General features: G+C 44.1%; 14 protein-coding genes. 4 read left to right on the top strand and 10 right to left on the bottom strand.

Features of this window, described 5'->3' with window-relative positions; genetic code table 11:
- Positions 1 to 11 precede the first annotated feature (11 nt).
- From ACSSS3_RS08195 to ACSSS3_RS08180, 4 genes are all read left to right on the top strand, one after another.
- Positions 12 to 971, top strand: a complete 960-nt coding sequence (locus tag ACSSS3_RS08195; RefSeq protein WP_442847161.1) for an OmpA family protein — start codon at positions 12 to 14, stop codon at positions 969 to 971.
- Positions 972 to 1,058: 87 nt separating this feature from the next.
- Complete coding sequence (locus tag ACSSS3_RS08190; protein WP_442847160.1) at positions 1,059 to 1,358, top strand: type II toxin-antitoxin system RelE/ParE family toxin; 300 nt, start codon at positions 1,059 to 1,061, stop codon at positions 1,356 to 1,358.
- Positions 1,359 to 1,360: 2 nt separating this feature from the next.
- On the top strand, positions 1,361 to 1,645 hold the full coding sequence (locus ACSSS3_RS08185; RefSeq protein ID WP_099644389.1) for an addiction module antidote protein: 285 nt from the start codon (positions 1,361 to 1,363) through the stop codon (positions 1,643 to 1,645).
- A 104-nt stretch (positions 1,646 to 1,749) separates the two neighbouring features.
- On the top strand, positions 1,750 to 2,784 hold the full coding sequence (locus ACSSS3_RS08180) for an aldo/keto reductase (RefSeq protein ID WP_442847159.1): 1,035 nt from the start codon (positions 1,750 to 1,752) through the stop codon (positions 2,782 to 2,784).
- A 3-nt stretch (positions 2,785 to 2,787) separates the two neighbouring features.
- On the opposite strand, the gene ACSSS3_RS08175 is transcribed toward ACSSS3_RS08180, so the two are convergent.
- The 10 genes from ACSSS3_RS08175 to ACSSS3_RS08130 all read right to left on the bottom strand — a co-directional run bounded on the left by ACSSS3_RS08175 (position 2,788) and on the right by ACSSS3_RS08130 (position 12,817).
- Positions 2,788 to 3,693 carry an ABC transporter substrate-binding protein gene (locus ACSSS3_RS08175; RefSeq protein ID WP_442847158.1) on the bottom strand — a complete coding sequence of 302 codons (906 nt, stop codon included), beginning with the start codon at positions 3,691 to 3,693 and terminating at the stop codon, positions 2,788 to 2,790.
- A 27-nt stretch (positions 3,694 to 3,720) separates the two neighbouring features.
- Entirely contained in the window at positions 3,721 to 4,011 is a 291-nt protein-coding gene (locus tag ACSSS3_RS08170; RefSeq protein WP_228229181.1) for a chaperone modulator CbpM, read from the bottom strand.
- Positions 4,011 to 4,922, bottom strand: a complete 912-nt coding sequence (locus ACSSS3_RS08165; RefSeq protein WP_442847157.1) for a DnaJ C-terminal domain-containing protein — start codon at positions 4,920 to 4,922, stop codon at positions 4,011 to 4,013. Before ACSSS3_RS08165 ends, ACSSS3_RS08170 begins: the two co-directional genes overlap by 1 nt.
- A 139-nt stretch (positions 4,923 to 5,061) precedes the next feature.
- Positions 5,062 to 5,754, bottom strand: coding sequence for a ZIP family metal transporter (locus ACSSS3_RS08160; protein WP_442847156.1), 693 nt, complete (start codon positions 5,752 to 5,754; stop codon positions 5,062 to 5,064).
- Position 5,755: 1 nt separating this feature from the next.
- Positions 5,756 to 6,490, bottom strand: coding sequence for an FKBP-type peptidyl-prolyl cis-trans isomerase (locus ACSSS3_RS08155; protein WP_442847155.1), 735 nt, complete (start codon positions 6,488 to 6,490; stop codon positions 5,756 to 5,758).
- Between the two features lie 116 nt (positions 6,491 to 6,606).
- A complete protein-coding gene (locus ACSSS3_RS08150) occupies positions 6,607 to 7,329 on the bottom strand; it encodes an FKBP-type peptidyl-prolyl cis-trans isomerase (protein ID WP_442847154.1) in 723 nt (240 codons plus the stop codon).
- Between the two features lie 70 nt (positions 7,330 to 7,399).
- Positions 7,400 to 8,764, bottom strand: coding sequence for an acyl-CoA dehydrogenase family protein (locus ACSSS3_RS08145; protein ID WP_442847415.1), 1,365 nt, complete (start codon positions 8,762 to 8,764; stop codon positions 7,400 to 7,402).
- 446 nt (positions 8,765 to 9,210) lie between these two features.
- On the bottom strand, positions 9,211 to 10,344 hold the full coding sequence (locus ACSSS3_RS08140) for a peptidoglycan DD-metalloendopeptidase family protein (protein WP_442847153.1): 1,134 nt from the start codon (positions 10,342 to 10,344) through the stop codon (positions 9,211 to 9,213).
- 39 nt (positions 10,345 to 10,383) lie between these two features.
- Positions 10,384 to 11,460: a PA0069 family radical SAM protein gene (locus tag ACSSS3_RS08135; protein ID WP_442847152.1), complete on the bottom strand. Its 1,077-nt coding sequence runs from the start codon at positions 11,458 to 11,460 to the stop codon at positions 10,384 to 10,386.
- 769 nt (positions 11,461 to 12,229) lie between these two features.
- Entirely contained in the window at positions 12,230 to 12,817 is a 588-nt protein-coding gene (locus tag ACSSS3_RS08130; protein ID WP_442847151.1) for a porin family protein, read from the bottom strand.
- Between the last annotated feature and the right edge of the window lie 26 nt (positions 12,818 to 12,843).

Genomic DNA, 12,843 nt, shown 5'->3' with positions numbered 1-12,843 from the left:
CCTCATTAACTATGATCAAAAAGCTTTGCTTAATTGCCCTGAGTGCCGCAACACTCACCTCTTGTGTTTCTGCGAAAGTCTACAAAGACCTGGAAGCACGCTATGCCGATTTAAAATCGGATAATCAGGAACTCAGTCACGATCTGGCCCAGTCTGAACGCCTGCGGAAGCAGTTTGAAGAAGAGGCCCAAAATCTGGAAGACGAACTCGCCAGTACCCGCGCCGAGCGAGACGCGCTGGAACGTGATTATGCGGCGACCAAAGCCAATCTCGAGAATTTACAGAATTCGTACGACGCTCTTGAAGCCAACAGTTCTAAGCGCATTGCTGAAAATTCACAGAAAAACCGCGAATTAATCGCTGAGCTTGACGAAAAGCAGGCGGCACTGGCTGCCGAGCAAACCCGTCTCGAAAAGTTACAACGTGATCTCACCGAACGTTCCCGCCGTGTGGAAGAACTCGAGTCTATGATTGCTGCGAAAGATGCGAAAATGCGGCAGCTGAAAGATACGATTTCAAAAGCCCTGATCGATTTTGAAGGAAATGGTCTTACCGTAGAGCAGCGCGATGGCAAAGTATATGTTTCGTTAGAAAACAAGCTGTTGTTTGACAGCGGAAGCTGGACAGTGGGTGCCAATGGCCGCAAAGCCGTGAACCAGTTGGGTTCTGTTTTGGCACAAAACCCGGAAATCGCAGTGCTTATAGAAGGCCATACCGATAATGTGCCCTATGGCGGCAACGGCCCCATTAAAGACAACTGGGATCTTTCGACTAAAAGAGCAACCGCAATTGTTGAGATTTTGAGTCAGAACTCGGGTATCGACCCTAAAAACCTTACTGCTGCAGGTCGTGGGGAATATGCACCGGTCGCCACAAACGATAACGCCGAAGGCAAAGCCAAAAACCGCCGTATCGAGGTCATTCTCACTCCAAAACTGGATGAAGTGACTAAATTACTGAATGATATTTAGAAAAGTGATCTGCTGAAAATTCGTACTATCGGGTTTAGTTATGAATAAAAAAAGAAGTAATTTTGTATCCGATTAGATACATTTGTAATGGTCTTTTTGGAGGAAACAACTGAATTCAATAAATGGCTTCGCAAGCTTAAAGATTTGCAGGCCAAGGCTAAGATTCTATTTCGACTTCAAAAACTACAGCGTGATGGTCATTTTGGAGACTGTAAACCTGTTGGAAATGGTATTAGCGAAATGCGTATCGATACAGGTAAAGGTTATCGCATCTATTTCCACAAAAAAGAGGATAAAATCATCATCTTATTAATTGGGGGTGATAAATCTTCGCAACAAGAAGATATTAAAAAAGCTAAGCAAATCTGGAAAGAACAAAATTTCTGAATATGAAAACCTCAAAATTTGAAATTGCCGATTATCTGGACAATAAAGAACTTATTGCTGCTTACCTGAATACTGCTCTGGAGGAAGGAGATCAGGAAGATGTTATTGAGGCTATTGGGAATGTTGCAAAAGCAATAGGCATGACTAAAATTGCAGAAGAAACAGGAATGAGTAGACCAAGCCTGTATAAAGCATTATCTGAAGGTTCTAAACCCCAATTCGCAACCATTGTCAAGGTCCTGAAAGCTATTGGCGGACAAATTCAAATTCAGCCCATACCTTCCTAAAGAATGCACGAAAACTAGTATCACTCTTAAACTTATCCTAAGCCTTGAAACCCTTCAAGGCTTTTCTATTTTTTGCAATACCTTCGCAACTCAAAAATACCCTTATGCGCTATACAACACTTCCCGGAACTGATATCCAAATCTCTAAACTTTGCCTGGGCACGATGACCTGGGGTGAGCAGAATACCGAGGCCGAAGGTCACGCTCAACTGGATTATGCGGTGGAGCAGGGTATCAATTTTATTGATACGGCTGAATTGTACAGCGTACCCGCGCAAGCGGAAACCTACGGAAGCACCGAGCGCATCATAGGCACCTGGCTTAAAAACCGAAAGAAACGGGACGATCTGGTTATCGCTTCTAAAATTGCCGGTCCGGCCGAAATGTCGAAGCACATTCGCACCGGGGGTTATACCAAAGCCGAGTTTAAAGACGCCATTCACAAAAGCCTGAAGCGCCTGCAAACCGATTATATTGACCTGTACCAACTGCACTGGCCGGAGCGCAATACCAACTACTTTGGAAAACTGGGCTATACGCACGATTCTGAAGAGCGCTGGGAGGATAATTTCGCCCAAATTCTGGAAGATCTGAACGCATTTATTCAGGAAGGTTTGATTCGTCACATCGGGGTAAGTAATGAAACGCCTTACGGACTTTCGCGCTATCTCGAAGAAGCGCGTAAGGGCAAGCCCAAAATGATCAGCGTACAAAACCCCTACAACCTGTTGAATCGTAAAGACGAGATAGGAATGACCGAAATTATGCTTCGGGAAGAGGTGGGTTATCTGGCCTATTCGCCCCTTGGTTTTGGCACTCTGAGCGGAAAATACATCAAGGGTACAGATACCGAAGCATCGCGCATAAACCGTTTTCCGCAGTACAACAGGTATTCAAACGACCTTGCGGTACAGGCAACCCGAAAGTATCAGGAAATAGCCGATAAACACGATTTGTCGCTAACGCAGCTAGCCTTAGCTTTTGTAACTGGCCGGGATTTTATGATGTCTAACATCATTGGCGCTACGAGCATGGAGCAGCTTAAAGAAAACATCGGTAGTATTGACATTCAGCTTTCCGAAGCGATTTTAGAAGAAATCGAAGCGGTGCATAAAGCCATCCCTAATCCTGCGCCTTAAGCTTTAGTCCAGAATTTTATAAATAAGGTCGTAAGTCTTCAGGGTTTCGGTTTCCAGTTGATGGTCATCAAGCCATTTTACAAAACGACCAATCATAACCGGATCGAGACGGCCCCAATTTTCTTTGGCACCCAAATACGCTACCGAATAGTTGATACTTCCAACCAGATCGAGTTCCTTTTCGGTTTCGGGAATGTATTTGCGTAAGATTTCAGCGGCTTCCTGTGGGTGATCTTCCGCATAGAAAAATCCGGCTTTGGTAGCCTTTAAAAATTCGGAATAGGTTTCCCGATGCGCTTCAACCGTATTGCCATTTACGGCTATAACCGGCGAATAGGAATAGGGAATGTTGTAATCCTTCAGTCTGAAATAGCGCATTTTTTCGCCCTGAGCTTCGGCCTGATAGGCTTCCCAATTGAGAAAAATCCAGGTAGCATCTGCCTTATCTTTCAACAGGGTTTCCCAAATACCGAGTTTTTTGGGATAGGAAATTTCCAGATTGGCTTCCCCGCCGTCGTTTTTGATCAATTGCTCCACGATTTTATCTTCATAGCGCGCTTCGTACGAGGCGTAAGACTTTCCGTCTAAATCTGCCGGACTCTTAATCCCGGAATCCTCTTTTACGGCAATCGCGCTTAAATCTTCCTGATAAATGGCTGCAATAGCTTTAAGATTGAACGGCTTTTCCTTGGTTTGGTAACTGATGATGCTTTCTAACGGGCAAAGGGCCACATCTGCAATACCCAACTCCACTTTCTTCGCAGGCGTTATTTTATAATCGTCTTCTTCCGGTGTAATTAAACTCACCTCAAGATTTCTTTCCTTATAATAGCCCAGTTCACGGGCGATGAAAAAGCCCAGATGATTGGTGTTTGCCGTCCAGTCGAGTGCGATTTTTAGATGTTTCAAAATGCTATTTTTTAAGTGGTTAGATGATTACTCGTAAAGTCGCAATCGGTTTTGGGTTTTGATAAGTTGGCGGTTGAGCTCGTCAATTTTATCTAAAAGATTGAGGATAACGTCTATGCCTTCGATATTGATGTGCAACTCGTCGTGAATACGCATGATTTTTTCAAAAACCGGCATGCTGTCGCAATGCAGGCAATAGGTCTGTTCAACTATTTTAAGCTGAAGCACGCCTTTCTCGTGCAGTTCGGTGATAAAGGTTTCTTCAATGCGGTACTGCTTGCTGAGATGCGCTACGGGTATAAATTCTGGTGTCTTCATCAGGATCTGAGTTTTGCCAGTTCTTCAAATAAGTTCTTTTCCTGTGGCGAAAGATTGGTGGGCATTTCGATCTCGTAGGTGATGTATAAATCCCCAAACTGTCCGTCTTTCTTATAAACCGGGAAGCCTTTGCCTTTAAGCTTTACCTGCTTTCCGGAAGGCGTCTCGGGAGCAATCTTGAGCTTTACACTGCCGTCAAAGGTGTCAACAACCAATTCTCCGCCTAATACAGCGGTGTACAGGTCGAGTTTGACTGTATTGTACAAATTAGCACCGTCACGTTTAAAAGCAGTGTTATTGCGTATGCGGAATTCGAGGTACAGGTCACCATTGGGACCGCCATTAACGCCATCGCCGCCATAACCTTTAATTTTTATGGTCTGCCCGTTCTCAACCCCGGCCGGGATAGTCAATCTAATGTTTTTACCATTTACGGTAAGCGTACGCTTGTGTTTTTCATACACATCGCGCAAATCAAGTTCGAGTGTGGCATTAAAATCCTGCCCGCGGAACTGTGCCTGCCGCCCGCCGCCTCTAAAGCCGCCTCCACCGGCACCGCCAAACATCGAACTGAAAAAGTCTGAAAAATCGTCTTCTTCAAAGCCACCGCTATACTGCGCCCTGCTTCCACCGCCGGCATTGCTGTATTGCCTGCGTTGCTTTTCGGCCTGCTCGTAGGCTTCTGCGTGTTGCCAGTCTTTGCCGTATTTATCGTATTTCTTTCGGTTTTCGGGATTGCTTAAAACCTCGTTTGCCTCGTTAAGCTGCTTGAATTTTTCTTCTGCTTCGGTATCACCGGGATTTACATCGGGATGGTATTTACGGGCCAGCTTTCGGTAAGCCTTTTTGATTTCGGCATCTGTGGCGCTTTTATCAAGGCCCAACACTTTATAATAATCTATATACGCCATAGGAAATATTAAATTTCAAACTATGACTTAAAGTTAACCACATACGGGCTAAAGCGGTGCCGGGATTCTTTTAAAATTTAGTTAGAATTTAATCGCCTGTAGAGCCTAGTCCAGTTTAGCTTTCGCGAAAGCGAAATACTCAAGCCAGGCTGTTAAGGAAAAAAGCAAGAATAAGCCCCAGGGCAGCAGCAAGACCAGTCCAGTACTGGTCGTTTTTAAATGCTTTGGGAAATACTTCTATGGCGAGTGAAGCTACAACCGCACCTCCGGCAAAACACCGGATGTATGCCAGGGTTTCTTCAGCCACACCGGCGAGTAATTGATTGCCCAGATAGGCCGCCAGAGACAAGATCAATGCGGTAACACACCAGAGCAACAGCACCTTCTTTTTTGAAGTTCCGTTTTCAGTCATTTCTTTGGCACCACCTGCAGCTTCGGGAAGGTTTGATAAAAATATAGAGCCCGAAAGTGCCGCAACTGCAAGCGCGTCTGCACCTATCAATGCGACGCCCAGAGCGAGATTTTCAGGAATACCGTCTAAAGTGATGGCTGCAAGAAGACCGCCACCGCTGCCTGAACCCCATTTTTTCTTAACGAGATAATCTAAACCGGTAAATACCAAAGCACCTGCAAAAACAATTGCAAGGGCTACGCCGGTCTGTGCTTTTTCAATCGCGGGATTGATGAGTTCGAGTACGGCAGAAACAATAAGGGCTCCTCCTGCAAGTGCAACGAGAAAGCCCTCTGTTTGTTTAGAAAGATTGCCATAAATACCCCAGACCGCACCCAGAATAAGGGCTCCGGAAACTACGGCTATGACAATTAAAGTCAATTTACTCCTGTGTAGCGTCTTTAACGTCGATTAACTCCACGTCAAAAATCAGGGTTTCACCTGGACCTATTTGAGGACCTGAACCACGATCTCCGTAAGCAAGATCAGAAGGGATAAAGAACTTGTATTTTGCTCCTTCTTTCATCAACTGTAAACCTTCAGTCCAGCCTTTAATCACCTGGCTTACACCAAATGTAGCCGTACGATCTGAATTCATATTTCCGTCAAAAACGGTTCCGTCGATAAGGCTTCCTTCATATTTAACCTCAACCTGATCTGTAGCAGTAGGGGTATCACCCGTACCTTCTTCCACAACGATATACTGCAGGCCGCTTTCGGTAGTTTGAACGCCTTCTTTAGTCGCATTTTCTTTTAAGAATTCTGCTCCTTTTTGCTTAGCCTCAGCTGCTTTAGCCATTGCGGCCTCTTCCTGCTTGGCACGAAGTTCTTCCTGAAAACGGGTCATCAACGCTTGCATCGTTTGTTGCGAAAACTCCAGACTGTCTGTAAAGCCTTTACGCACACCGGCTTCGTACATTTCAAGATCAAACAACTCATCTGGATTGTCTCCCAATGCCTGCTTAAACTGAGCACCGCTGTTTGCGCCAATCATATACGAAACAGAATCTTTAAAAGTTTTAAGTTCTACATCTCCAGAACTCATTTTAGAATTATCGCAGTTTACCAGTGTAAGTGCTACAACCGGAAGCGCGAAAAACACTTTATTTAATTTCATTGTTATTGTTTTAGGTTTTTAATTTCGTGTGCAAATAACGGGATATTTAAAGGTTTTCAAAAATCCTGAGCGTTTTAATCTGTGTTTGCCTCAACCAGACCCGTTACCTTATCTGTTTATTTTAAAACTTCGAGTAATTCTACATCAAAAATCAGGGTAGCATAGGGCTTGATATCCTTGCCTGCACCGCGCTCGCCGTATGCCAGATCCTGCGGAATGTAAAAACGGTATTTGCTGCCGGTGGACATTAGTTGTAAACCTTCGGTCCAGCCGTTGATTACCTGACTTACGCCAAAAACCAGAGGTTCGCCGCGCTTGTATGACGAGTCAAAAACGGTCCCGTCAAGCAATTTACCTTCATAATTTACCTTAACGCGATCTCCGGGTCCGGGTTTTTCGCCATTTCCTTCCCGTAAAACCTCGTATTGCAGACCGCTTTCGGTAGTGACCACGCCGGGCTTTTTAGCATTTTCTTCTAAAAATGCAGTGCCTTCAGCCCTGGTTGCAGCGATCTGTTCTTCGCGTTTAATCTTTTCAATCTTCTGCATGGTATCATTAAGCTTTTGAAAAAGCTTTCGCGAAGCGGCCTCATCAAGCTCAATGGCTAGGGAGTCTTTAAAAGATTCTTTCAAACCCTTTTCAAAAACAGCAAGATTAAAAATCCCTCCGGGCATTTCGCGTAAATTCTCGCCACTGCTAATGCCCATCGCATAAGAAATGGAGTCCTGAAAGGTCCTGAGCTGAAATTTTTCGGGTTGTGCCACGGTTTTTTGGGGTGTGCTGCAGTTAGCTAAAGCCAAAGCCGCAACAGACACCAGCACAAACGATTTAATATTCATAGGTCGTAGGTTTATTTTGAAGCGCCAAGTTAATTAATATGCTTCAAAACCTGAATATTAAAATGCCTTACTAACTCACAAACGCACTATAGCCCGTAATCGCCCGTCCTACAATAAGCGAATTGATCTCTTTAGTACCCTCATAGCTGTAAATCGCTTCGGCATCTGCCACAAAGCGCGCCACATCATACTCGAGCAAAATACCGTTACCACCCATTACCTCCCGGGCACGGCTCACCACGTCTCGGGTACGCATCGAGCAGAATACTTTGGCCAGAGAAGCGTGCTCATCTGTAAGCGAACCGCCATCCTGCATTTCGCTAAGGCGGAAACACAAAGTTTGCATCGCGGTAAGATTAGAAACCATCTCGACCAGATGATTTTGTATCAGCTGAAAACTGGCGATAGGACGCCCAAACTGCTCCCGTTTTTTGGTGTATTTCAACGCTGCTTCATAAGCGCCGCGGGCACAGCCTACGGCCTGCCACGCCACACTTGCACGGGTCATCTGCAATACTTTTGCGGTATCTTTAAAGGAGTTTGCATTTTGCAAACGATCACTTTCGGGAACACGGCAATCGGTTAGCGTAATCAGTGCGTTCTGCACGGTGCGCAATGCCATTTTATCTTCCATTTTCTCGGCTTTAAAACCGGGGTTTTCTTTACGCACAATAAAACCTTTAACCTGACCGCTATCCAGATCACGTGCCCAGATGATGGTAATATCTGAAAAGGTCGCGTTACCAATCCATTTTTTCTGACCGTTGATCACCCAGGCATCACCGTCTTTTTTACAGGTTGTTCCCAGTCCTCCTGCGGCTCCCGATCCTACTTCAGGTTCGGTAAGACCAAAAGCGCCTATTTTCTCAAATTTTTGCATTTTGGGCAACCATTCCTGTTTTTGCTCCTCGCTTCCGCAGAGGTAAATCGAACCCATTGCCAGGCCGCTGTGTACGCCAAAAAAAGTAGAGATCGACACATCAACACGGGCGAGCTCCATCGCCAGAATGCCTTCCATCAGGAAACTCTGATTGGGACAGCCGTAGCCTTTGTAGGCGATACCTGCCATATTGAGTTCGGCAAATTTGGGTATGATTTCGTGAGGGAATTCGGCACGGTTCCAATATCTGTTTGCGATGGGTTTTACCTCATCTTCCATAAAGTTCCGCATCTTCATCTGCAGTGCGCGCTCTTCCGGACTTAATTTTTGAGCCAAATTGTAAAAATCCCCGTCTATGGGCGGAAGTTTGTGCTGGCCTTTTTTAGCCTGTGAATTCAACATCTTCATCAGACCTTTGAGCTGGCGATCGTCCAGATTGCCCACTGCGCTCATCACCTGAGATAAATCTACTTTTTGAGAGAGTTTGGCCAAAGCATCTAAATCAATAGATTTTAGAAGTCCTATGGTATTTTTTACTTTTCCGAATATCGACATCGTTTGCGTGTTTTTGTTTAACATCTAAAAATACCAAGCTTTTAAGGCCATAGCACCCAAAAAACTGTTAATTACACGGTAAACTATATTCACTGTAACTAGTTGTGCAAGTAAAATATAGTTTCTAAAATTAGTCCTTTACTTTTCTTTAGCTCGATGTTGCATACTGGCTTTAGATCTCGTGAATCTCCTCTCGTCGATTTGCTTGTCCAAAGAAAAGTAACAAAAGAAAAGACACTTTTTCTTAGGCATTTTTGCCTTATCAGGCAAAACCGCAACAAGTCCCCTAAATTTTCTCCAAGGCTTCAAAAATTTTTAACGGGGACTTCTTGCTATGCTGAAGAAAAAGATCACTAAAGAAGAAAATTTACCCCTTGATTTAAAAAATTTATTGATAATCATAGTACCTACAGGTAACCTCTTGCATATAAGAAGTATTTAAAACACTATTGATTTTTCACCAGACTCTCGTGTAAAAAGGCATGTTGATTTTCGGAAGTTTTGATATGTAGCCAGTCGGTGGTGCGGCCCAGAACCGTAAGTGTATCACGTCTGCTTAGTGTGGTTGCCTTTTCAGCTTTAGCCGAAGGTCCCAATCGCAAATTGGCTTTTGATGCTTTCACAACAACCTGAGCAGGTATTTCTGAAGCGTCTGAAGCCTTGGGAAGCTGAGCTTCCTGAATAAACGGAAACGGATTGATCGCTCCGCTTCCCCTGCGGTAAATTCCAAAATGCAGGTGCGGGGGCGTCGTGCGCGCATTACCGGTATTACCTACAAGACCCAGCGTATCACCGATTTTTACGCGTTGTCCCGTTCTGGCAATAATACTGTCCAGGTGTGCATAATACAAACTGCTCCCAAACAGACCATCGCGCAGCCAAACCTGCTTACCGCCCAGGCCGCGGTTCCCGGTACTGCTTACATAGCCATCTACACCGGCCAGCACGGGTGTACCTCGGCTTGCGAAGATATCTACGCCTTCGTGACTGCGCCTTCCGCCATCACGGGCCGCACCCCAAAAGCTTTGTACCGCTTTTGACGACAAGCCCGCCACCGGAAAGGCATAAGCCGGACTGCTGCTAAACCGCATCGAAAATTTGCCCTTCGCTCCCAGCTGTGGTTGCAACACAAGTTTGTAGTTTCCGGCTTTTTTAGGCGAAAAGCTTAGGGATTTGCTTTCATAATCGGCTTGCTCCAGCAATTTAAAGGGTGAGATGCTATCTGAAGTTTTTTCGTAGAGATCTATAAAAACCAACGGATTTATCGTGTCGGTCAGCACTTCAAAATGATAATTTCGGCCCAGCTCCAGCTCAAGATTGTAGGCGTAAACGGGCAGACTTTGGGTGCTGAAAATTCCCTGTTCGGCATAGGGCAGATCAACCGCCAGACTGTCTTGCAAGGCCAAGCCAAAGGCCCGGTTCCAGTTGAGATAGGGCAGCGAATCGTTATCAAAATTGCGCGCATACACTTCACGGGCTGTGGGCTGTGTGATCACATCTGTGACGCGGGTGAGTTTGCTGCAACCGTTGGTAATCAACACGGCAAGCAGCACCAATAAGGCAATCGGGTAGTTTCTCATAGCACCTCTGAAAGTGCAGAAACTATGCCAATAAACCCACTAAAACAGCGACAACTGCCCCGGCCGGTATTTTTCAAAAAGGCTGCAGTCAAGCGGATCAATCCCGCGGCCTTTTAAATACTTTTTGCGGCCCAGTTCTACCTGAGCTTTGATTTGAGTGGCAAACTCACCGCTGCCGCGCATTCTGCGGCCAAACTGCGAATCGTTGAGATTACCCTCGTGGCAGGCGGCAATCTGGTTGAGCACCTTATCTGACCTATCGGGCATTGCGGTCTTCAACCAGTCTTCAAAAATTCCCGCGATAGCACCATTAAGCCGCACCACTGTGTAGCCCACCGAGCGGGCGCCGTGATCTGCCGCAGCTTTAATAAGCGGCAACACCTCGTGACTGTTGATACCCGGAATGATGGGTGCCGTCATCACATTAACCGGCACGCCGGCTTCAGAAAGTTTTTTAACCGTCTCCAGACGCTTTTTAATACTGGCGGTGCGCGGCTCAAGCAGGCGGCGGGTCTTTTCTTCAAGCGAGGTGATAGACATATTCACCTGAATCAAGTTGCATTTGGCCAACTCCCGGATGATATCGAGATCGCGCTGTATAAGCGCGTTTTTGGTGATGATACCCACGGGATGCCGGTATTTATAAAAGGTTTCGAGCAGGCGGCGGGTGATTTGAAACTCCTTTTCGGCGGGCTGGTAGCAGTCTGTATTCCCCGAAAGCACAATGGGCGCAGCTTTGTAACTTTTTCGCATAAAATAGGCTTCGAGCAGTTGTACCGCATTGCGCTTGACCAGAATGCGGCTTTCAAAATCGAGCCCGGCATCATAACCCCAGTATTCGTGTGAATTGCGGGCATAGCAATACACGCAGCCGTGCTCACAACCCTGATAGGAATTGAGCGAAAAACCCATCCCCACATCTGGGCTCTCTACTTTGTTGACAATGCTTTTGGGGAAAGTATCTATAAACAGCGTTTTGAGATTTTGGGGCTCGTCGCCTTCCTGCGCGCAGTAATTGAGAAAGTCGGCACGCGTCTCGTGCTGATGCTTATCAAACCTGTTGGCAATATTTTTTTGCGCCCCACGCCCCTTTAAATGTTCTCCTTCGGCTTGCATATATTTGGATTTATTACAAATATATGGAATATTTCCTATTTTATAGATTTTAAAATAGGTGTTGAGGGGAATGAGTATTATCCCGCTAATTTCATAGCTCTTTAAATTTGAAATGTAGCGGTTACTTTGTCCCGATCTAATTTATCATTGGTTCTCCGGTCAACACCAAATTTTAACAGCAGACCAAAACCAATTAAAAAAACTGTGATAAGCAAAATGAGAATTTGTAAACACCCGACATTTATTCTTTCATTTACGAAGTTTAAAATCGCGGAGATTAAAAGAATTATGCTTGAAATCAAAAGCAAATAAAAAGTAAAGTCAGTATTGGGATAAATAGCATTAGTGAAATATAGAATCAAACAAATACTAAACAAAAATACCGGAGCCCAGTTCCTGAAAAAAGAATTTTGATTTGGAGGAATAGTCATTTTTCAAATTTCAGTAGAAATAACTAATTACTTTTGGCTTACTGGACTAGTGATTAAACTTTTTTATGGGGCAATAATTGAGAATTCTATAAGCTTTTCAGAAATAGCGCTTATCAATTTTAAGATAGTCAAGGGTGATTAAGTAGAGTGGCTTCATAATACTATCATTTGATAGTATCAAATATAATCATCCTTATTCAAATGAGGCTAAAGGACTGAATTGTTGGTATTTTTAAAAAATGTTTTGACTGTACCTTGTAGCGTTGAAAATCGATTTTGAAAAAACCATAAATGATTCATTATTTAAGTAAAAATTTACCGTTTTATGGATTATTTGTTTAAAAGATTATGCCGAGATTGAAGCTTAATCTATTATTTCTCACAGCAGAACCCGGGTTGTCTTTGAAAATATCAGATAATCCAGCTTGATTATCAATTTCTGCAAAAACATCTAATTGATCACTAATAGGAAGTTTGTAACCTATGCCACCAGCTATACCATACTCTGTAGAATTAAATATTCTTGTAATATCAGTATTGAACCAGGTGGCTTTTGCAGCAATCATAAAACCCATGTAAGGCCCAAGATTAACATACCAATTATTATTGTTCCCGAAGTAATAATTAGCTGTGATGGGAACAGAAATCATATTAAAAACTATATCTGTCTTTTTATTATCATAAAAACCCTCTGCAAAACCTTTTCTCTCGTAGATGGCTTTTAATTTCAGACTCCACTGCTCGCTGAAATAATAGTTTCCAAAAGCACCACCGCTGTATTCAATCAACGACTTGGTTTTCTGTTCATAACTGTCGGAGACGTTGCTTATTGACAAAGCTGTGATTATCCCAAATTCAACATCATTTTTACTTTGAGCAAAGCTTAAATTGACGAATAAGAATAATAAGAATGTTATTTTTTTCAAGCAGATTGGTTTTTGATTTGTTGCTG

It is taken from the genome of Leeuwenhoekiella sp. H156, from assembly GCF_052218455.1.
Lineage (GTDB): Bacteria > Bacteroidota > Bacteroidia > Flavobacteriales > Flavobacteriaceae > Leeuwenhoekiella > Leeuwenhoekiella parthenopeia.
This window is presented reverse-complemented; position numbering and strand designations above follow the sequence as displayed.

What these genes read in the sequence shown, in the direction of transcription:
- ACSSS3_RS08195 (WP_442847161.1), top strand. Translation starts at nt 12, where the DNA reads ATGATCAAAAAGCTTTGCTTAATTGCCCTGAGTGCCGCAACACTCACC.
- ACSSS3_RS08190 (WP_442847160.1), top strand. Translation starts at nt 1,059, where the DNA reads ATGGTCTTTTTGGAGGAAACAACTGAATTCAATAAATGGCTTCGCAAG.
- ACSSS3_RS08185 (WP_099644389.1), top strand. Translation starts at nt 1,361, where the DNA reads ATGAAAACCTCAAAATTTGAAATTGCCGATTATCTGGACAATAAAGAA.
- ACSSS3_RS08180 (WP_442847159.1), top strand. Translation starts at nt 1,750, where the DNA reads ATGCGCTATACAACACTTCCCGGAACTGATATCCAAATCTCTAAACTT.
- ACSSS3_RS08170 (WP_228229181.1), bottom strand. Translation starts at nt 4,011, where the DNA reads ATGAAGACACCAGAATTTATACCCGTAGCGCATCTCAGCAAGCAGTAC.
- ACSSS3_RS08165 (WP_442847157.1), bottom strand. Translation starts at nt 4,922, where the DNA reads ATGGCGTATATAGATTATTATAAAGTGTTGGGCCTTGATAAAAGCGCC.
- ACSSS3_RS08155 (WP_442847155.1), bottom strand. Translation starts at nt 6,490, where the DNA reads ATGAAATTAAATAAAGTGTTTTTCGCGCTTCCGGTTGTAGCACTTACA.
- ACSSS3_RS08150 (WP_442847154.1), bottom strand. Translation starts at nt 7,329, where the DNA reads ATGAATATTAAATCGTTTGTGCTGGTGTCTGTTGCGGCTTTGGCTTTA.
- ACSSS3_RS08145 (WP_442847415.1), bottom strand. Translation starts at nt 8,764, where the DNA reads ATGTCGATATTCGGAAAAGTAAAAAATACCATAGGACTTCTAAAATCT.
- ACSSS3_RS08140 (WP_442847153.1), bottom strand. Translation starts at nt 10,344, where the DNA reads ATGAGAAACTACCCGATTGCCTTATTGGTGCTGCTTGCCGTGTTGATT.
- ACSSS3_RS08135 (WP_442847152.1), bottom strand. Translation starts at nt 11,460, where the DNA reads ATGCAAGCCGAAGGAGAACATTTAAAGGGGCGTGGGGCGCAAAAAAAT.